Raw genomic sequence first — 21,347 nt, forward strand, 5'->3', positions numbered from 1 at the left:
AGTCATAAATCAGATTCAGTATTTTTTTGAGTAATTATTTATATGAAGTAAACATATCTTATTAGTTATTTACCGAATAGTTAAGGTTTAAAGCCTCTCCTTTAAAGGAGAAAAAAAATCCTTTTAGTCAATTATCTTCTTTTAAAAGCTATCCATTATCAGCAAAATTCTTTACAAAAGTGGATTATTCCTATTGTCAAAAGCTTACGAGCATTTTGTTGGTTTTACTAATTTGACAAATTGACTAACTTGTGTACTCCTAAGAGTTGTTTTTTGTCGTTGCGGTCGCAACGACTCTAGGAGCTTTCAGAGCTAATACATCAAATGATATTTTTGTCAACTTTGATGTTAAGAAAGATGTTGATCAAGCATAGTTTTAGAAAGAGAGGTAATTATTAATTATTAATTATTAATTATTCATTGTTGAACTACTACCTATAATTTCAGTCAAACAATACTTTCTCTAAACTTTGCAGAGCTATTTCCAAGTTATCATTCATTATTTGCACATCAAACTCTTCTACAGCTTCCACCTCTTTAGTTGCCCTTTCTAGACGCTTAACGATCGCCTCTTCCGAATCATGTCCTCTACCCCGCAATCTTTTTTCCAATTCAGTCATAGAAGGAGGTAAAATAAAAATACGCAAAGCTTCTGGAAAAGTCTGTCTAATTTGTCTTGCCCCTTGTACCTCAATCTCTAATAATACTAATTTACCTTGTTTAATATTTTCAGTAACTGGTAGACGTGGCGTGCCATAAAAATTACCGGCAAACTCAGCCCATTCTAATAAATCTTTAGTTTCAATCATTTGTTGAAATTTATCGCGGTCTACAAAATAATAGTTTTCTCCTTCTACTTCTCCAGGTCGAGGACAACGGGTAGTCATAGAAATAGATAAAACTAATTCTGGATGACCTTGTAGGAGAGATTTTACCAAAGTCCCCTTACCTACACCACTAGGTCCTGTTAAGACAATTAATTTACCAGTTTGCATAAATTTTTATCGCAGTATCAGCCAGCATAAATAAACTGTTTATTATTAATAACAAATTCTGGAAAATTAAACATTAATTACCACAATTAACTATAGCCATCCTAAATAGGTTGCGGGTAATCAAAAAGTAAATAAAAAAACTGAAACTCTTACCTGTTCCCTAAAAAGCAGTAAGATTTTTGACACTAATAAAATAGGATTGCTATATTAACTATCCTTATTGTTAAATATAAATCTATGTGCCACTGTCTCAGGTTGAATTGCTGAAAGAATAATATGATTAGAATCTGTAATAATCACTGCTCTGGTACGCCGACCATAAGTAGCATCAATTAATTGGCCTCTTTCCTTGCCATCGCTAATCATTCGCTTGATAGGGGCAGACTCTGGACTAACAATTGCAACGACCCTATTCGCAGAAACTATATTACCGAAACCAATATTAATTAACTGGATATCCATGACAGATTATGCAATAAGGAACTTGAAGAAGGCAGAAGGCAGCTATGCTGAAGGTCTAATTGCATGGGGATAGCCTACTATTGGCCACTTCAGTGTTTGATCACCCCAAACAATTTTCAGCACCCTTGTTGACAGCGGAGTATTTAACCCGCAAAAGAACAGATCAAGCTCATACAACTCATATATATAAGGTTTTTCAGTTATGGCAAAAGGAAGAAGTAAGAAATAAGAAGGAAAAATCTGGCGTTGTCTGAGTTTTAAACTTTTGATTTTTCCGCACCCTTTCCTTCGACTGTTATATAAGAAGAGAACACATCAAAATCTTTATTCATTAAATCAGGCTTTTAGATCAAGTCTAAATCTGTCATTATAGAAGTAATAAACATTTATAGTTCTGAATAATTCTCAAACCAGCTCAATCAAATCAATTGGTGTTTATACTCAAGATTTTTATTGAGAGCAGAGAATAAGATAAAATATTTAATCTTTATTTGTCAACTAAACTTGATATTATAAGTCTCTAAATTTCTATGGGAAAAGCAAAAAAAATCATTTAAATATTGTCGCCTGAAAAATAAAAAATCCTATTTTTAGACACTAAATTTATATCATAGTTTTTTCACTTTTAATTTTTAACTTAAAGCTAACTGTGCAACCTGTTGACTATACGACTCTCATTGCTTCATGTTCTGAACTCTGTGCCCAATGGTTACCAGCACGTTTAGAGCAGGTATATCAGCGCGATCGCTTTACCATTGCCATTGCTCTGCGAACTCTCAAAAAACGTGGTTGGCTGGACATTTCCTGGCATCCCCAAGCAGCCCGTATTTGTATCAGTGACCCTCCGCCTCGCGCCCCTGATACTTTTACTTTTAGTCAACAATTACGACATCAGCTAGGTGGACTAGCTTTAATAGCTATTGTTGAACTTTCTCCTTGGGAGAGGGTGCTGGACTTCCAATTTGCGAAACGTCCTGGGGAAGCACCTCTATGGCATCTTTATGTGGAAGTTATGACCAAGTACAGCAATGTTATTCTGACTACTGCGGATAATCTGGTTGTTACCTGTGCTCATCAAGTGAATAGTCAACAGTCTAGTCTGCGTCAAATTCAAACTGGTCAACCTTATGAACTTCCCCCTTCTCTGACTAACCCTATTCCTAGTTTGCAAGAAACGCAACAAGAATGGCAAGAAAGAATTAGTTTAATACCTGGTGTATTGTGGCGAAATTTAATTAAAAATTACCGTGGCCTCAGTAAGGCTTTAGTACAGCCAATGATTGAAGCTTCAGGACTAGACCCTCAAAAGTCTACTAATGACCTTAGTGCTTCGGACTGGCAAAAATTATTTAAAAGTTGGCAAGAATGGTTGAAAAATCTGGAGGATTCAAAATTTTATCCTGGTTGGGCAGCAACAGGATACACTGTCACGGGTTGGTTAAGTGTAGAATCTGTTGATACTGTCCAGGAATTACTGAATGATTATTATACTGGACAGCTGAATCAGCAAGAGTTTAGTCAACTATATCATCAAATTAGCCAAAAACTTAAAAATATTACGGCTAAGTTACAGCTCAAGGCTGATACTTTTACGGAACGTTTAGACCAGTCGGATGGGGCAGAATTTTTGCGATCGCAAGCTGATTTACTTATGGCCAACCTCCACGAATGGCGGCCGGGGATGAAGGCTATTACTCTCTGTGACTTTGAAACGGGGGAACCGATGGTCATCAAGTTAGATCCAGAGAAAAATGCGGTGCAAAATGCCCAAAGTCTTTATAAAAAGCACCAAAAGTTGAAACGGGCACGTGTAGCAGTTGAACCACTTTTAGCGGCAGTCCAAGCAGAAATTTATTATTTGGAGCAAGTGGAAGCTTTTCTGTCTCAGTTAGATACTTACCGAACTCCGGAAGATTTACGCACTCTTGAAGAAATTCGGGATGAGTTAATTCAACAAGCTTATCTTAAAGCTCCAGAACATCACCAAGATAATAAAAAGGATACAGAATTTTACCGTTACGAAACTCCCAGTGGATTTGAATTATTAGTCGGCCGTAATAATCGTCAAAATGATTTGTTAACTTTTCGGGTGGCCGGAGATTATGATTTGTGGTTTCATACTCAAGAAATTCCTGGTAGTCATGTTTTATTGCGACTGGATGCTGGCGCAATACCTGATGAAGTTGATTTACAGTTTGTTGCAGATATCAGTGCCTTTTATAGTCGTGCCCGTCAGAGTGAAATGGTCCCAGTTATTTATACCAAGCCTAAGTTTGTTTATAAGCCCAAGGGTGCTAAACCTGGTATGGTTGTATATAAGCAAGAACAGGTTTTTTGGGGTAAACCACAAAGGGCTGAAACCCATATTGCACAATTAATTGGGATACAAAATTAAAAATTTTTCCAAAAGTTGCTCAATAGTTTGTTACAATCAGCGATATAGACATTGTGAGATATATAACCCGCAAATCGCTGCGAATTTGGGAACACGTAGCTGCTTGCTTGTTAATCTCGCAGAAATAACAACGGAAAATAATTTTTACTGAGGCCTGCTTGACAAAGTTGGTCTTTTTTTTTCAGTGGGTAGGGAGTAGGGAACCCACCCCTCGCCCCTCCCCCTCCCAGGAGGGGAAGAATTGATAATTTCTGTGCGATAATTGATTTGATTTTTTATCAAAATAACATAGGTCTAAAACCCCGCCTTTTAAGGCGATCGGGTTTTTGGAGAGTTGCTCAAATCCCCTACTTCTCCTTCACCGCAGGGGTTAGGGGTTGGTTTACTTCTGAATTTTTAATTTTGACTTCTGACTTCGTTAAGACTGGAGATGTATATTAGTCTATGTCCTAACCAATTTTTTCTTAGCTATAGAAAAACTCCAGTTGCCCAAGCATTCTTTTGCTCTGTGCTCCGTAACCTAAAATAATTTTATAGTTTATTCAAATAAATGAAATGCCCTGTAATTAGAGGCTGTTTATTCACTTCAAAAAAAGTTTTAATCTTTGAGTGAAGGGGGTTAGTCTAAGCTAGAGTGTTTTTCTTTGACTTCTTCCTGTTTTCTTAGAAACAGAAATTCTCAGCAGATGCTACAGAACTGGATCGATAAACATTTCTCGTTTCTTCTTAACTGTCACCCAGATACATCTCTGGGTAGGAATAGTCAAAACGCCCCTGGAAACTAATTTGTATTGATATCTACGCCACAAATAAGTTTTAGCATAACGCTAAATTACGATAGTATATTATAACATAAAAAAGCTTTTTGTAACATAAGGTAATCTGGATTTATAAAACAGTATAAATAATCTCCCATTGAAGATTGCTGACAACGTATGATTAACGTTTAAAGTCTGATGCTAATTTGATTGGTAATAACTATGTCACAACAGAGTCTCATCACAGTCAACAAAAATGGACAATACAATCAACAAAATTTTACATATCCACCAAAATTGGATCTTGAGGTTGTCAACCAGGAACTTGCCCAAGCAGATGCTCATACTCTGGTTAAGTGGGGATATGCAACCTTTGGAGAAGGTTTAGTTATGAGTACCAGTTTTGGTATCCAGGCTGCTGTTATGTTACATCTAGTGACAACTGTTGTACCTAATATTCCTGTTATTTGGGTTGATACAGGATATTTACCAGCCGAAACTTATAGATTTGCTGAAGAGTTGACCGAACGACTGAGGCTTAATCTTAAAGTATATCAATCTTCAATTAGTCCAGCTAGAATGGAAGCTCTACATGGCCGACTGTGGGCTGAGAATAATGCTGATGCTCTGAACCGCTATGACCAAATTCGGAAGGTAGAACCTATGCAAAGAGCATTAAAAGAGTTAGGTGCTAAAGCTTGGCTAGCTGGCCTACGGAAAGACCAAACTGACCACCGCAAGGGTCTTAACCGCATTGGTCAGCAATCGGGAATATATAAGATTTTACCTATATTAAGTTGGAATGCCAGGGATATATACCAATATTTGACTGCTTACAATTTGCCTTATCATCCATTTTTCGATTTGGGTTATACTACTGTGGGAGATTGGCATTCTAGTCGTCCCTTGACTGCGGAAGATGAGAATGAACGGGATACTCGTTTTCATGGTCTTAAGCAGGAGTGCGGACTACATTTGCCTCAGACTGATGGACAAGCTCAAAGTTTAGATTCGAGTTCATTATAATTGACAATCTATTAGCTATTTTCAGTGAGCTAGGAGCAGGAGTGTTCAACAATTAATAATTAATAATTAATAATTAATAATTACCTCTCCTTTTTTTCTCCTTTAAAGGAGAGGCTTTAAACCTTAATTATTCGGTAAGTTTAGCAATTTATGTTTGATTTGCAACGTACAAGCAAAAAAGTCTTGTTTGTTGATACTTCTTGAAGTCTGGCTTGAAATCTCTGGAGTTATATTATCTCCATATCTGGCTTTAATAAATAAAATTTAAGAATTGAAAGTAAGGAAGAAATAATTTCTACATTCTCTATTTTTTTCCTTACCTCCATACTCTTATTTCCTGACTCCTCCCTAATTATTTATCTTTTTCTTTATGGGTTGAATACCCCACCATCATTTCAGTTATCAGTTATCAGTTATCAGTACCTCTGTCTGTTTGCGCAGCATTCCGCAGGAAAGTATTGGGATTGAAATATTGAACTTGATTTTTTTTATCCCCTTGTAGAGCGACAGCTCGCGGCGCAGCCAAGGGGAAGATTCAGACTTTATTTTTTGGTCAACAGGGGTGTTTACAATTAGTTGGGGTTTGAGTCCCCATCCACTTCTTCCTTCTTTCTTCTTCCTTCTTCCTTCTTCAATTCAAAGCTTCTGCATGATATCTTATGTGGTCTTCTATGAAAGATGCAATAAAGTAATAGCTATGATCGTAATTTTTTTGCATTCTTAAAGTGAGATTTACTCCTTTTTTTTGACAAGCTTCTTCAAATACTTCTGGTAATAATTGTTTTTGGGATAAAAAGGGGTCTGCAGTTCCTACATCAATTAAAATCGGACGATTATAACCATAATTTAAGATTAATTCACTAGCATCATAATCACGCCAGTTTTCTTGATTTGCACCTAAATAATTGCTAAAAGCTTTTTCACCCCAAGGACAACGCATTGGTGCTGCAATTGGCGCAAAAGCAGAAATAGATTGATATTTTGTCGGATTTTTTATAGCACAAATTAATGCTCCGTGACCTCCCATGGAATGACCAAAAATACTTTGTTTATCTGGCTGAATTGGAAATTTTTTAGCGATGAGTTCTGGTAATTCTTTAACAACATAACTATACATTTGATAATGTTTTTTCCAAGGTTCTAATGTGGCATCAACATAAAATCCTGCACCTGTACCAAAATCCCAATTATCGTTTTCATTTTTAATGCCAGTATTGCGCGGACTTGTATCTGGCACGACTAAAATTAATCCATATTTTGCAGCAAATTGTTGTGCCCCTGCTTTAGCCATAAAGTTTTCTTCAGTACAGGTTAAACCTGAAAGAAAATACAATGCTGGTAATAGTTTTGATTTTGTTTTTTGAGGGAGATAAATTGAAAAGCGCATCTCAATATTACAGGTTGAAGATGAGTGGAAATAATAGCTAACTTTGCCACTGAAACATTGATGTTCTTTAACAAGTTTGAGTTCTGTAGACATAATTTAATCAGGAATAAAGATAGATAAATTTTAATTTGTAACAGGTGGTAAGTGTGGTTGAATAATTGGTAGTCCTGCATAGTAATGATATACAAGAAACAAGGGATACTTGGTATGGGAGCAAGATGCTCCCACTGCCGTACCTCGTAACAAAAATAATGCAATGCACGACTATTACAATGCACTACCACCGAATAATTAATTTTTTCAGATTTACAGCACTTTTTATTTAAGTAAGCTACAAAATTATTTTTGCTTAGGGAGCAGGGAATAGGGAGTAGAAAAATGCTTTTGATACTTTAGTTTTCTATCTATGTGAAAACCTCTATAAAGTCTTTTTTTTTCGTAAAAAAATTTATTCAAATTTCCTTTTGTGGACACAAGGTTTGGCCAATTTAGGTTATGTAGTTTTTTGTAGGATTGTTAGTAACTATTTATCAGATAATTTTTCTTATTTAGGTGGAGCAACTATTACTATTATTGAAAGTGATATTGTGAGCAGAAAAGTGCTTGCTGAGTTTGCTAAGGAGTTAAATTTGAAGCAGTTTTCTCTATTGGGAAAAAGTTATAAATGGAAGCATAAAAGTGAGCAGAATAAAATTTTAGCTCAAATGTTTGAGGCTTTAGTAGGGGCTATTTTTTTGGAGTTTGACCGAGATTTAGGTTTGACTTATGATTGGTTAGTTGAAAGTTTTATTGCTGAAGCGGTTGATCGGGTTTTAATTACTGCTGTTAAGGATGATGATTCTGATTTAGAAACAGATTTTAAATTGATAGATTGGATTGAGGCTTTAAATTTACCTTTATTAAATCAAAATAGTTTATATAGAAATAAAGAATTCTTTGTTTGAATGTTTTGAGTAGGAAGTAGGTTCAATAATTGATAATTGATAATTGATAATTACCTCTCTCTAAAAGGAAGAGGATTGAATAAAAGGAAAATTTTTTCTTGTTTCTCCTTTAAAGGAGAGGATTTTTACCTTAATTATTCGGTAAAGAGTATAGTAACTAGGCAAAACTATTTCAGTTCTCAAAAATAATGTATTTTTCAATGCACTTTGTTGAAGGAAGCAATCTCTATGACTTTGAAATTGCTTTCCGACCTTTGTAATGACAATTATTTAATCGAATTTCAGATTAAATAAAAGTAAAATCAATCATCCATCAGATTTCAAACTTATTTCAACGCGACCTTTAGTCTTCATTTCATTTAGAATATCAGCAGGAATATTTTTTACCTTTTTGACTTTAGCACTTACAGTATTGACAAAACTTTTTTCTTCTTTTTGACTGTAAGTTTTAATTTCCATCAAGTCTTTTTTGTCATCAAGAATAAGATGACTTCCTAAAACAGAATATCCATCTTGTTCAATTCTTGTGTGGATATTTTTAATATCTTTCTCCAGTAAATCAAAATTTAAAGTTTCCTTCTCAATACTGTTAAAGGTGTCAATTTCCACATCATTTTCTTGTAATGCTTGTGATATTTTTTCACCAGCATTTTTCATGGTATTAAATAATTTGCAAAATTTATCTCCTAAGCTTTCTTGGTCTGTCTCTATCATAGATATTATCCTTAAACAGTTTAATATTTTGTAGTTTTGACTAATGCAATAGACACTGGTTTATAGCAGTTTCAGAAAATATTGCCACATTAAATTTTTTTAGTAAGAGATAAAGTTTGTTATTTTTATAGAGGTTTGGAGACCAAACCTCTATAATTATCGTGACAAATAGCAATTTATTCTTGCTTATTCCCTGCTTCCTTTCTCAACTTCAAGTTTCACTTTACATCAATTTCAGGTAGCCCTGCATAATAATGGTATGTAGGAAAAAGGAATATATGGCAAGGGAGCAAGATGCTCCTATTACCATGCTTTCTAACAAACATAATGACAATGCACCATCATTACAATGCAGCTTCAGCCAATTTATATTTTATCTGCTGATCGACTAGGGCTTTAATATCATCAGGCAAATCTAATTCTCGTATTTCTTCCCTTACGGATTCTAATCTTGTTTTTTTAGTATTAATATTAACAATATTAACTTCTATTAGTTTTTCAAAAAGTGCACCCCTTTTATTTAAGAAAAGAATAACATTACTAACTACCTCAATAGCAGGATTAATTCTGTCCCATATTTTTTTTATTGCACCATTAGCCCAAGTTTGTATGTCATCCCAAAAATAAACAGCAGCACCACCACCTAATAAACCTAAACCTATAATTGTCCAAGTTATAGGATCCATAATTTATTCCTCCTCTAAATTTGAATTGTTTCTGTTTTCTACCACAACTGTTTCTGCTAAATTAAATTTTTTGTGACGCAGTTTGATAGTTTTATATTTGTTGATTTCTTCGTTGATAATTTCTTCATCAATGGCTTTTGCTTTACCAACTAGCAATTTTAATCCCAGCTTAATTGTGATGTTTCTAATATCTCCACCACATAATCCTTCGCTAATTTCAGCAGCTCTTTCATAGGTGATATTTCTAGGAACTTTTTCAGATATATGAAATTGCCAAAGTTGAGTTCTCATTTCTATATCTGGTACGGGAAACTCAACGTTAAAAATGATTCTCCTTAAAAAAGCCTCATCATAATTTTCAAATAAGTTTGTGGCAAATATGATTACGCCATTAAACTTATCCATCAATGTTAATAAGGTGCTTTTGGCAGAGTTCACACCATAGTCTGCTGCTTGGGATAAGTTGGAAATTCTCTTACTTAATACCGCATCAGCTTCATCAAAAAATAATAAACTATGATTTTCTTCAGCTATCCGGAAAATTTTTGATAAATTCTTAGATGTACCACCTACTAATTCGGATTCTAATTCTCCATAATTAACCTTAATAATCTTAGTTTCTAATTTTTGGGCGATGGCTTCAGCAGTAATACTTTTTCCTGTGCCTGGTAATCCAAAAAAGTTGATACTTAAACCATTACCTGTTTTGAGAAAACGATTAAATTCCCATTCAAGTAACAATTTTTCCCGATTTTTTACATAAGCAATCATCTCTTCGATTTGCTCAATTGTAGTTTTTGACAAGGCTATTTCATCTAACGTCCATTTAGGTGTTTCTAGTAAACTGCTTACTTCATCTTTGCCATTAGAATTTTTTTTCTCCTTGACTATTTCATATTTCATGGTTTGATATTCTGTTTGCTTTCTTTTGCCATTGCTAGAAGTTTTTTATACCAGCAAACAGTTCTATCGTAAGAAAAAATTACCTTTACTGACAGTACGAAAAGTATGCACTTTACCTGTTATATAAAAGTAGGAAAATTATGATAAGTATGGTACTTTTAAAAATAATGTAGTTTTAACACAAAGTCCGTTCTGATAAGACTATATTCCTAAAATTTCAAATCTTTTACCTAAAAGGAATTCAGCGATTTAAGTAAATAGTCTATTAGAACCGGATTTAATATTAATTGATTTATGAATAGTACAGAAGTATTAGAATTAGTAGATGATTTAATCTTTGCTAAAACCGGAAAACACTTAGAAAATTTACAAAAAGATGTATTAAAAGGAACTATAGAAGGTAAAGTTTACCCAGATATTGCTAAAGATAGTGGTTTTAGTGAAAGTCATGTCAAAAATGTCGGACAAGAATTATGGAAGCTTCTTTCTTTAGTCTTAGGTGAAAAGGTTAAGAAGGCTAATTTTAGAGCTGTATTTGAAAAGATAAAAAGACAGAATTTTTCATCACCTATTATTTCAGGATATTGTCATACTAATCTGACAGCTAATAATATTAATATTTTTCCAGATAGAGAGCGATATTGCTCCGCAACGCTTACGCGATCGCCTACTTCTGTGGAAAATTCCCAAGAATCTAAAAATGAACCACAACTAGATTTAGCTGAAGCACCAGAAATTTTCAACTTCTACGATCGCTCTTCCGAACTAACAACTTTAGAAAACTGGATATTAAAAGATTCATCTCGCCTCATTGCACTTTTAGGAATTAGTGGTATAGGCAAAACAACTCTAACACTCCAATTAATCAAACAAATAAAAACTAATTTTAATTACATCATTTATCGGAGCTTGCGCTTTTCCCCCACCCTTGATGTAACTCTTACCAAACTATTAAAAAATTTCCCCGACCAAGCAGATATTTCCCAAAATATCGAAACCAAAATATTCCAACTGCTCGACTACCTAAATCAATATCGTTGTTTGATTATTCTTGATGACCTACAAATGCTTTTTTGTAGTGGAAAAATAGCAGGTCAATATCAAACAGAATCTGAAAATTACCAGATATTTTTTCAGCTTATTGCCGAAATGAACCATCAAAGTTGCTTAATATTAAACAGTAGAGAAAAACCCATAGAAATAACTCAACTAGAAACAAAAAATAATTCTGTGCGATCGCTAATTTTAAGTAGTTTAGGATTAGCAGCAAAACAAATTCTGCAAAAGCATAAATTATCAGACGAAGAAACTTGGGAAAACTTAATTGATATCTATCAAGGCAACCCTCGTTGGATAGAATTTACTGCCACAATGATTCAAGAATTCTTTGACAGTAGTGTTGCTAAATTTTTGCAATGGGAAAAAGTAATTTTAAGCGAATCTCTAGTAGCAGAATTAGATAAAAATTTTCAACGAATAACTCAGAATGAGCAAACAATCATAATTCAACTTGCTCAAGAAAATCAACCTGCGACCTTGCATCAAATTGACAAAACTTTGGAGTTATCAACATCAGACTTATTGAATTCTATACAGTCACTAAAAAGACGATTATTATTAGATATCAAACAAGAAGATAAGACTACTTATTTTAGTTTAAATTCAGTCTGGAAACAGTATGTTATGTGCAAAGAAGAAGGAAAGTAATTTCAGTTATCAGTTATCAGTACTTCCGACTAAAATCGGAGGTTTGAAATATGTATGGTGAATATTTTTTTCATCCCCTTAATACCATTTCTCAAAAACTTTTCTACATTTTGTTGAGCAGGGGACCCACCCCTCGCCCCTCCCCCTCCCAGGAGGGGAAGTAGGGGAGTAGGGGAGTGGGGGATAAGTAAAAAGTAAGAATAATTAACATTAACTAGGCTATTATTAGCAAAAAGATGATTATAGCTGTTTTGATTAATTAATAACTGAAGTTTTACCCAAGTATAGCGTTACTTTTAGGAATTGGTATAAAAGGGGAAGCAATGATAATTTATCGAAAATATTCGGTATTTTAATTAGTTTGCTTAGAGTCTAGTCCAGTAGGGTGCGTTAAAAGCGTAACTGAGCGAAATATTTGGTTTATAAATATTTAGGATATTTAAGAAATATTTGGGATATTAGAAATATTTGGAATAGACGGTGCGTTAATGAAATGTAACGCACCCTACTAGAATTAAACTATAACTGTTTCTGTCTCTTATTCATTTTCTTTGCAATAAACGGTGTTGGTTCAGCTTTTCGTAGTATGGCATACACAAATTGTAGAGAGAAAGCAATTTTTGGTCTTGATAAATTTTTAAGTAAGATTTCTCAGTATTTTGAAACCCATAACTAATTCATAAATTGTCATGCCAACTTCTGTTATCCCACCAACTTATTTCATTAGAATTGCCAGGAAGATTCCAATTTAATGCTTCTGGTATAAACGGAAGACCTATTCTCGAACAATACTCCTTAATTATATTTGTTGTATTTTCTACAAGATCGTCAGCATAAATAACAACAGGAATTTTACCGAATTATTAATTATTAATTATTCATAATTAAATAATTCAGGTTTAAAGCCTCCCCTTTTAAGGGGAAAAAAAAGAAATAATATTTCCTTATGTTCAATCAAGAACGGTTTTAATCAGAGGTAATTATCCATTATCCATTATCAATTAATGAACTGTACGCTCGACGACTTTGTTTAAAAGTTCAAAAAGTTGTTTATAACCACATTCCTCAAAATCAATATCGGGCATTTTATAATAATAGGAAGGTAGCATTTGATCCGGATTGTGAATTAAAAAAGTATGCTGGAAATAATCAATAAATTCATTATTTACAATTTGCATAAAGTGTAAAGGAAAATCTTTTATAAACAATCTGTTATTCTGAGATTTTACCTTTAAGTCTTGCAATACATTCTGATAATTATATTCTGCTTGTGGTGTGATATCTGGCACACGATTAAAAATACGTTCCTCACTATAGAAGCCATTTGGGATCTATTTAACAAATTACAAGTCCAATATCCATTTGGGTTTTATGATTCTGACAGTGATTTTTCATAATTTTTCGGTTTCCTGAACTCTTATAGTTTTTAGGCTTCTTAAAACGGGTTTCCTCGAACTTTTGTATTTCAAGAAAAGATACCAAATGGGTTCTATAGTGTGCTGAACGACCAAAAGGTTCGTGAAGTACCAAAAAATCACCTCTTTGCTTAACCATCCACCTAAAAGCTGTGGAGCTGGAGCGAGGAGTAGACCATAATGCAATTATTTTTTGATTCATTATTACTCTAATCAGAAGATTTAGTAACAGAAATAATATTTGTTGTTTGCCAAATATCATCAAGGTTGGCAACTTTGCCTGTCCCATTTGTTATATTTACTGTACACACAGTCTCTAATAATTTAAAAATTATGAAAATTGCAATTGCTCAACTTAATCTCACTATTGGTGATATTAAAGGAAATGCCAAATTAATTTTAGAAGCTGCACAAAAAGCTGAAAATTTAGATGCCAAGTTGATGATAACTTCAGAATTATCTCTAATAGGTTATCCACCACGAGATTTATTAATTTATCCGAGTTTAATTGAAGCTGCTGCTACAGAGTTAGAAAAGTTAGCCAAAAATTTACCATCAGAAATAACAGTTTTAGTGGGAACTGTAACTTTTAATTCTCAAGGTAATGAAACAGGAGGAAAATCATTATTCAATACTGCTGCTTTATTAGGTAATGGGGAAGTCAAACAAATCTTTCATAAAAGGCTTTTGCCTACTTATGATGTATTTGATGAACAACGATATTTTGAGCCTGGTAAAACTAGCGATTTTTTCACTTTAGAAATTCCTGGTAAAAGCTCAGAATCTTTAGCTAAAATTGGCGTGACTATTTGCGAAGATTTATGGAATGATGCAGAATTCTGGGGAAGGCGAAATTATACTTGTGATCCAATGAAAGAATTAGCAGAAAATCAAGTTGATTTTGTCGTAAATATGTCTGCTTCTCCATATCGAGTAGGAAAGCAAAAATTACGGGAGGCAATGTTAGAACATAGTACGAATAGTTATCAAATACCAATTATTTATGTTAATCAGGTAGGCGGTAATGACGATCTAATTTTTGATGGTTGTAGTGTGGTTTTTAATAAGATTGGTAATGCCATATATCGAGCTAGTGCTTTTGCAGAAAATCTGGCAGTTGTTGAATTTAATCCAGCAAAAAAAGACTTGATTGTGACTAATTTTGAAGGTCTATATTTAGCAGAAAGTGAGGATGAAGAAATTTGGTCTGCTTTGGTCTTAGGCGTAAAAGATTATCTGCATAAGTGTGGTTTTTCTAAAGTTGTTCTGGGTTTAAGTGGGGGAATAGATTCGGCTTTAGTTGCAGCGATCGCTACTGCTGCTTTAGGTAAAGAAAATGTTTTTACTATTTTGATGCCTTCTCCTTACAGTTCCGATCATTCTGTTAAAGATGCTTTGGAATTAGCGGAAAATTTGGGTATTGCTAAACAAATTATTCCTATTGGGAATTTAATGAAAAGTTATGACAATAGTTTGCAAGATTTATTTACAGGTACAAATTTTGGCATTGCTGAGGAGAATATTCAATCTCGGATTCGTGGCAATTTATTAATGGCAATTTCTAATAAGTTTGGGCATTTACTTTTATCCACGGGTAATAAGTCAGAAATGGCGGTTGGTTATTGCACTCTTTATGGTGATATGAATGGTGGATTAGCAGTAATTTCTGATGTGCCGAAAACTCGTGTTTATTCTCTGTGTCGGTGGTTAAATCAACAGGCGGTTAATAATAATCAAAATTTCTATGGAGCCGAAAATTTACTAATTACTGAACAGCAAAATATTATTCCAGAAAATATTCTGACTAAAGCTCCTAGTGCTGAGTTGAAAGAAGGTCAAAAAGATGAAGACTCTTTACCCTCTTATGAAGTTTTGGATGATATTTTATACCGCTTAGTAGAAAAGTGTGAGTCTTTGGCAGAAATTATTGCAGCAGGACATGATTCAGAGGTAGTAAATAAGGTTATAAAGTTAGTAATGCGGGCAGAATTTAAACGTAGACAAGCACCCCCTGGGTTGAAAATTAGCGATCGAGCTTTTGGCACTGGTTGGCGGATGCCTATTGCTAAGAAAAGTTCTTGGTGATTTGAGGTTGTGAGTTTTCAACTTTGGCTAAAAGTTGATCTCTACTCTGACAAATAGCTGGTAAAATGCAATGAAGAAGTTATACTCATCTTTATTAAGCTAAAAAATCATTCTGAACGCCACCAAAAAACACAGGAGATGGCAATCAATCTCAACCTTCAAATATTGGAAAATTCATTTGGCTAAAAGTTAATCACTGCTCTGACAAATAGCTGCTAAAATATAATGAAGAAGTTATACTCATCTTTATTGATCTAAAAAATCATTCTGAACGCCACCAGAAAACACAGGAGATGGCAATCAATCTCAACCTTCAAATATTGGAAAATTCATTTGGCTAAAAGTTAATCACTGCTCTGACAAATAGCTGCTAAAATGTAATGAAGAAGTTATACTCATCTTTATTAATCTAAAAAATCATTCTGAACGCCACCAGAAAACAAGACTCAAGAGATGGTAATCAATTTCAATCCTCAAATATAAGGTTAGTTTGTTGTAAGCATTTCCTGCGGAATGTCGCATAAACATAATTTTGAATTCTCCTTCTAAGATAATAAGTTAATAGCTGACTGCTGAATGCTTACTAATTAGGGCTTGCTGATTAAATCTAAAAGCGTTAACATATAAAGACTTTAGCCTTTTTGGGGGTCAAATTGCAGTGCAAATTTTTCAGCTCTTTATGCTCAAAAAGTTAGTATTTTAGGCCCATAGTTGGGCAGAAAAATCATTCTTACAATTGTTATTCCTACCTCCTCGCTCATTCCAATTTCTCCTGTCTCCTACCCCGACTAAAAGACTAGTGAAGCGCAAACCCTAATTAAGACCAAACTCGCGGAGAACAACTAGGTCTTTTTAAATAAAAAATACGGAGATAATGCCAAACCAAATTAAACCAATTTTTCACATTAATTATTGACTTCCCACAATAGCGACAAATCATCCCTTTAGGAATACGAGTAACACCTGCTTCACCAGACATATCAATGCCTAAACTTTGCCATAAGTCACGAGTTTTTGTAACTACTTCTGCCGTAACAGGTTGCCCAACAAAAATGAAACTTCCAACTACAGAATTATCAGCTAAACCCAAGAGACTATTAACCATTTCCGACCCTCCTTTTAAGTATTGTCTATCTATCCAGATAGGATAATTTTCTTGCCAAAACTCAGTATACGAACGCCAATTTCCTGCTAAAAATTTCTCTCCTCTAGCACTCCTGCCAAATCTAATAATTTCCCAACTCATCCAACTCGCTTCTACTCCTAAATATACTTTTAAATCTTGCCGATATTCAGCACCATTAAATAGTATTGTTGGCTGAGGAAACCATTCTAAACAAGACTCACTATCAAGATTAATACTAATATTTTGTTGAGCAAGCTGACTATTACTACGATAAATTTTACTAGCAGCAGCAGTAGTAATTAAAGCATGGGTATTCGGTTGTAATTCGATATTAATAGAAAGGCGATCGCCTCCAACAACACCACCAGCAGTATGTAAAATTACACTATGACAAACTTCATTTCCTTCTGGATAAAAAGGTCTTTGTATTTTTAATGGTGCTTGATTTTTACTTGCCAGAATTTGAGTATGATTGTTTTGCTTGCCATAAATTAAATCGAGACTACCGTGCCATTCTTTAGTCATAATTAGGATTTTTTTTAGAGACTTTTTATATACGAGAAAGAAGAAGAAAGAAGGAAGAAGGAAGAAGGAAAAATCTTACGTTGTCTGAGTTTTAAGCTTTTGATATGTGCTAACCTTTCCTTAAACTACTATATCTATAAATATATAGATAATATTCTCATCATTAATGTGGGATAGTTAGTTTTAGTTATCGTGGAAAAAAGTGGCTTAGTCTCATACCCAGGTCGAAATAATTTCAGCAAAATTTTGACTTGAAAAACTTACTTCAGTCAAAGGTCTTGATATTTTTAATGGTGCTTGATTTTTACTTGCCAAAATTTGAGTACTTTTGTTTTACTTGCCATAAATTAAATTGAGACTACTGTGCCATTCTTTAGTCATGATCGAGATTTTTTTAGAGACTGCTCATATAGCAGAAGGAAGAAAGAACAAGGAAGAAGGAAGAAGGAAAAATCCTACGTTGTCTGAGTTTTAAGCTTTTGATATGTGCTAACCTTTCCTTAAACTACTATATCTATAAATATATAGATAATATTCTCATCATTAATGTGGGATAGTTAGTTTTAGTTATCGTGGAAAAAAGTGGCTTAGTCTCATACCCAGGTCGAAATAATTTCAGCAAAATTTTGACTTGAAAAACTTACTTCAGTCAAAGGTCTTGATATTTTTAATGGTGCTTGATTTTTACTTGCCAAAATTTGAGTACTTTTGTTTTACTTGCCATAAATTAAATTGAGACTACTGTGCCATTCTTTAGTCATGATCGAGATTTTTTTAGAGACTGCTCATATAGCAGAAGGAAGAAAGAACAAGGAAGAAGGAAGAAGGAAAAATCCTACGTTGTCTGAGTTTTAAGCTTTTGATATGTGCTAACCTTTCCTTCAACTACTATATCTATAAATATATAGATAATATTCTCATCATTAGCGTGGGATAGTTAGTTTTAGTTATCGTGGAAAAAAGCGGCTTAGTCTCATACCCAGGTCGAAATAATTTCAGCAAAATTTTGACTTGAAAAACTTACCCCAATAAATTTATATTCTAATTTCAAATAAGAATGAAATACTTTTTCGACTGAAAGTATTCCAAGGCAATAAATGCTGATCTCAATCTAAACTGAAATGAATTTAACTCCAAAATTATTGTTAAGTTTTCTAGTTAACTTTCCTTACCCTATTACCAATTATTGAGGGTTGCCTGAAACAGTATTTTTGTAGGAGTCAAGAATTAGGAGTGATGTAGATTTAAACGAAGAAGTAGAAAAAATAATTTTCAGATATTTTTTAACCCTTGTTTACTCAAATCCTCACATTTTACAGAACTTTTTAAGATGGTGAGGTACAGTTCAACATTTATCTCTCTTTACCGAATAATTAAGGTTTAAAGCCTCTCCTTTAAAGGAGAAACCAGAAAAAATTTTCCTTTTATTCAATCCTATCCGTTTTTAGGGAGAGGTAATTATCAATTATCCATTATCAATTATCAATTATTGAACTACTTCCTACTCCCTTCTCCACTAACTTGTACTAATATATTTCGTTTTCTAGGTCCGTCTAATTCAAAAAATAATACTGACTGCCAAGTTCCTAAAGCTAATTTTCCATCCACAACAGGAATAACTTCATTATTATTTAAAGTCATTGCCATCAGATGAGAATGAGCATTAATAGGTTCATCGGGAGGAACATCTCGCAGATGCAAATCATTATGGAGATATTTGTCAGACTCCGGCGCTAATTTTCTCAGATATACTTTTAGGTCTGTGATTAATCTTTCCTCATTTTCATTAATAGCTAAAGCTGTAGTTGTGTGTTGAGAAAATACAATTACTTGCCCATTTTTTATACCACTTGCATTTAAGACATCAATAATTTGAGGAGTAATATTGTATATTTCTATTCCTGGAGTAGTTTCTATTTCTAGAAATTCATTTTGAATCGACATAGCAATGTCTTACCGAATAATGAATAATGAATAATGAATAATTAAGAGTTGATAGTTAATAATTATTCATTCAACAATTCAGGTTTAAAACCTTCCCTTTTAAGGGGATAAAATCAAACAAAATCTTTTTAGTCAATCCTCTTATTTTGAGAATAGGTAATTATTAATTGTTAATTGTTAATTGCTGAACTTATCTATAGTTGTAGTAAAAAAATTAATCAACTAAACTTGTTTCTTCAGTTGTAATAGAAATTTTTCCTACAGCATGACCCATTTCACTATAAGCATGAGCTTCTGCTATTTCTTCTAATTTATATGTACGGCCAATAATTGATTTAACTAATCCATCTTCAATGAATTCTCGGAGAGCATTTAAGTCGCGGGGGTTTGGTTGGGCAAGAATTAATTTAGATTTTTTACCAGGCACAAATAAACTTAAGAAAGTAGGAGACAAATTGTCTACAGTTGGCAGAGTAGATATATAAATTCCCTCTGGCTTTAATACATTTTCACAACTAGAAAAAGTTTCTTTAGCCACAGCATCAAAAATAATATCATATTGCTCTAATTCTTTAGTAAAATCAATTTGATTATAGTCAATAACCCGACTTGCCCCTAAACTTTCTACTAGGGTAATATTGTTACTACTACAAACACCTATTACTTCAGCTTTCATTGCTTTTGCAATTTGTACTGCAAAGATACCAACTCCACCAGAAGCACCATTTATTAATACTTTTTGTCCTGGTCTAATTTGACCTAAATCAAGTAATCCTTGAAAAGCTGTTAAACCTGCAACTGGAACTGTTGCTGCTTGAGAATGAGTCATATTTTTTGGTTTTAATGCTGCAGTATTTGCAGGTACAGCAATATATTCAGCATAAGCACCTCCTGTTAATGGATTAATAAATGTATAAATTTCATCTCCAGGCTGAAAATTTTTTACTTGTTCTCCTACTTCTAATACGACTCCAGATAAGTCAGAACCTAAAATAATGGGAAAGTTAAAACCTGATAATAATTGTAGTTGTCCTTGTCGAATTTTCCAATCGACAGGATTAACACTTGTAGCGTGAATTTTTACTAATAATTGATTTGGTGTAATTTGAGGTTGGTTAATATGTGAATATTCTAAGACATCTATAGAACCATACTGATTAATAGTGACTGCTTTCATAGAGTTTTTCTGTAAAATTAAGACTTTATTAGAATACCAATAATTTTCTTGTTTAGCAAGGTACGTTCAATAATTAATAATTAATAATTAATAACTACCTCTTATTTTCAAGGAGAAGATTGATGCAGTAGGAAAATTTTTTTCTTCTCTTGGTTGATTGGATATGGCGAGGAGACCTTTCCCTCCGGAACCCTACGCATTAACGTATTTTGTAGCCAGAGTAAAGAAGTAAAAAGGAAGAATAAATCAAGGGAAATAATCAGAGATATAGAAAATTCACTGTTTGTAGGATTATAGTCATTTCAGTTGAGATAGATAAAAGGGTTTCTTCCCTAGAAATACATTCAGCCGAAACAGTGTTTCATTGTTATCTGAAATTACTAAATTTGTGAAAATTGCCATGACTTCCTTCAGATTTTGTAGCCAGAGTAAAGCAGGAAAAGGGAATAATAAATCAAGGGAAATAATCAGAGATATAAAAAATTCACTCAGCCGAAACAGTGTTTCATTGTTATCTGAAATTACTAAATTTGTGAAAATTGCCATGATTTCCTTCAGATTTTACAGCCAGAGTAAAGCAGGAAAAGAGAATAATAAATCAAGGGAAATAATCAGAGATATAGAAAATTCGCTGCTTGTAGAATTAGAGTCATTTCAATTGTTATCTGAAATTACTAAATTTGTGGAAATTGCCATGACTTCCTTCAGATTTTGTAGCCAGAATAAAGAAGTAAAAAAGAAGAATAAATCAAGGGAAATAATCATAGATATAGAAAATTCGCTATTTGTATAATTAGAGTCATTTCAGTTTAGATAGAGACAAAGGTTTCTAGTCTGGAAAAATTTTCAGTATCAACAGTATTTCATTGTGATTTTAAATTCCTATATTTGTGAACATTGCCATGATTCGTTTCAGATTTTGTAGCCAGAATAAATCAAGAAAAGGAAAAAATAAATCAAGGGAAATAATTATAGATATAGAAAATTCGCTATTTGTATAATTAGAGTCATTTCAGTTTAGATAGAGACAAAGGTTTCTAGTCTGGAAAAATTTTCAGTATCAACAGTATTTCATTGTGATTTTAAATTCCTATATTT

General features: G+C 33.3%; 17 protein-coding genes. 6 read left to right on the forward strand and 11 right to left on the reverse strand.

The features are described from left to right. Window positions 1–443 precede the first annotated feature (443 nt). Both gmk and remA read right to left on the reverse strand, forming a co-directional pair. Complete coding sequence (gmk, locus tag F6K15_RS29205) at window positions 444–995, reverse strand: guanylate kinase (protein ID WP_293067931.1); 552 nt, start codon at window positions 993–995, stop codon at window positions 444–446. Window positions 996–1,202: 207 nt separating this feature from the next. Next, window positions 1,203–1,457 (reverse strand): extracellular matrix/biofilm regulator RemA, encoded by a 255-nt coding sequence (gene remA, locus F6K15_RS29210; RefSeq protein WP_293067933.1) that lies wholly within the window; start codon window positions 1,455–1,457, stop codon window positions 1,203–1,205. 649 nt (window positions 1,458–2,106) lie between these two features. Between remA and F6K15_RS29215 the strand changes: the two genes are divergently transcribed. Beyond that, window positions 2,107–3,852, forward strand: a complete 1,746-nt coding sequence (locus tag F6K15_RS29215; RefSeq protein WP_293067935.1) for an NFACT family protein — start codon at window positions 2,107–2,109, stop codon at window positions 3,850–3,852. A gap of 980 nt (window positions 3,853–4,832) precedes the next feature. After that, window positions 4,833–5,636 (forward strand): phosphoadenylyl-sulfate reductase, encoded by an 804-nt coding sequence (locus F6K15_RS29220; RefSeq protein WP_293067937.1) that lies wholly within the window; start codon window positions 4,833–4,835, stop codon window positions 5,634–5,636. Between the two features lie 631 nt (window positions 5,637–6,267). On the opposite strand, the gene fghA is transcribed toward F6K15_RS29220, so the two are convergent. Next, the gene (fghA, locus tag F6K15_RS29225; RefSeq protein ID WP_293067938.1) at window positions 6,268–7,116 is read right to left on the reverse strand and encodes an S-formylglutathione hydrolase; all 849 of its coding nucleotides are present in this window, start codon (window positions 7,114–7,116) and stop codon (window positions 6,268–6,270) included. A 371-nt stretch (window positions 7,117–7,487) separates the two neighbouring features. Here fghA and F6K15_RS29230 point away from each other — a divergent pair, with 371 nt between their 5' ends. Next, entirely contained in the window at window positions 7,488–7,967 is a 480-nt protein-coding gene (locus F6K15_RS29230; protein WP_293067940.1) for a ribonuclease III domain-containing protein, read from the forward strand. Between the two features lie 306 nt (window positions 7,968–8,273). Here the strand turns inward: F6K15_RS29230 and F6K15_RS29235 are convergent, their stop codons facing one another. From F6K15_RS29235 to F6K15_RS29245, 3 genes are all read right to left on the reverse strand, one after another. Further along, window positions 8,274–8,681 (reverse strand): hypothetical protein, encoded by a 408-nt coding sequence (locus F6K15_RS29235; protein ID WP_293067942.1) that lies wholly within the window; start codon window positions 8,679–8,681, stop codon window positions 8,274–8,276. Between the two features lie 344 nt (window positions 8,682–9,025). Then, window positions 9,026–9,367, reverse strand: a complete 342-nt coding sequence (locus F6K15_RS29240) for a hypothetical protein (RefSeq protein ID WP_293067944.1) — start codon at window positions 9,365–9,367, stop codon at window positions 9,026–9,028. Window positions 9,368–9,370: 3 nt separating this feature from the next. Next, a complete protein-coding gene (locus tag F6K15_RS29245) occupies window positions 9,371–10,270 on the reverse strand; it encodes an ATP-binding protein (protein WP_293067946.1) in 900 nt (299 codons plus the stop codon). A 294-nt stretch (window positions 10,271–10,564) separates the two neighbouring features. On the opposite strand from F6K15_RS29245, the gene F6K15_RS29250 reads away from it, so the two are divergent. After that, complete coding sequence (locus tag F6K15_RS29250; RefSeq protein WP_293067948.1) at window positions 10,565–11,977, forward strand: ATP-binding protein; 1,413 nt, start codon at window positions 10,565–10,567, stop codon at window positions 11,975–11,977. Between the two features lie 1,001 nt (window positions 11,978–12,978). Here the strand turns inward: F6K15_RS29250 and F6K15_RS29255 are convergent. Together F6K15_RS29255 and F6K15_RS29260 are read right to left on the reverse strand one after the other, a co-directional pair. Beyond that, a complete protein-coding gene (locus tag F6K15_RS29255; RefSeq protein ID WP_293067951.1) occupies window positions 12,979–13,266 on the reverse strand; it encodes a hypothetical protein in 288 nt (95 codons plus the stop codon). Window positions 13,267–13,312: 46 nt separating this feature from the next. Next, entirely contained in the window at window positions 13,313–13,594 is a 282-nt protein-coding gene (locus F6K15_RS29260; RefSeq protein WP_293067954.1) for a hypothetical protein, read from the reverse strand. Between the two features lie 131 nt (window positions 13,595–13,725). Here F6K15_RS29260 and F6K15_RS29265 point away from each other — a divergent pair, with 131 nt between their 5' ends. Beyond that, window positions 13,726–15,477: an NAD+ synthase gene (locus tag F6K15_RS29265; RefSeq protein ID WP_293067956.1), complete on the forward strand. Its 1,752-nt coding sequence runs from the start codon at window positions 13,726–13,728 to the stop codon at window positions 15,475–15,477. Window positions 15,478–16,294: 817 nt separating this feature from the next. Here F6K15_RS29265 and F6K15_RS29270 read toward each other — a convergent pair. The 3 genes from F6K15_RS29270 to F6K15_RS29280 form a co-directional block, all read right to left on the reverse strand. Then, a complete protein-coding gene (locus F6K15_RS29270) occupies window positions 16,295–17,128 on the reverse strand; it encodes an urease accessory protein UreD (protein WP_293067959.1) in 834 nt (277 codons plus the stop codon). A 1,494-nt stretch (window positions 17,129–18,622) separates the two neighbouring features. Then, entirely contained in the window at window positions 18,623–19,072 is a 450-nt protein-coding gene (locus F6K15_RS29275) for a secondary thiamine-phosphate synthase enzyme YjbQ (protein ID WP_293067962.1), read from the reverse strand. Window positions 19,073–19,286: 214 nt separating this feature from the next. Beyond that, window positions 19,287–20,249, reverse strand: coding sequence for an NAD(P)-dependent alcohol dehydrogenase (locus tag F6K15_RS29280; protein ID WP_293067965.1), 963 nt, complete (start codon window positions 20,247–20,249; stop codon window positions 19,287–19,289). A 364-nt stretch (window positions 20,250–20,613) separates the two neighbouring features. Between F6K15_RS29280 and F6K15_RS29285 the strand changes: the two genes are divergently transcribed. After that, window positions 20,614–21,042, forward strand: a complete 429-nt coding sequence (locus tag F6K15_RS29285) for a hypothetical protein (RefSeq protein ID WP_293067967.1) — start codon at window positions 20,614–20,616, stop codon at window positions 21,040–21,042. Window positions 21,043–21,347 lie beyond the last annotated feature (305 nt).

The sequence above is a fragment of the Okeania sp. SIO2B3 genome (genome assembly GCF_010672525.1).
Classification (GTDB): domain Bacteria; phylum Cyanobacteriota; class Cyanobacteriia; order Cyanobacteriales; family Microcoleaceae; genus Okeania.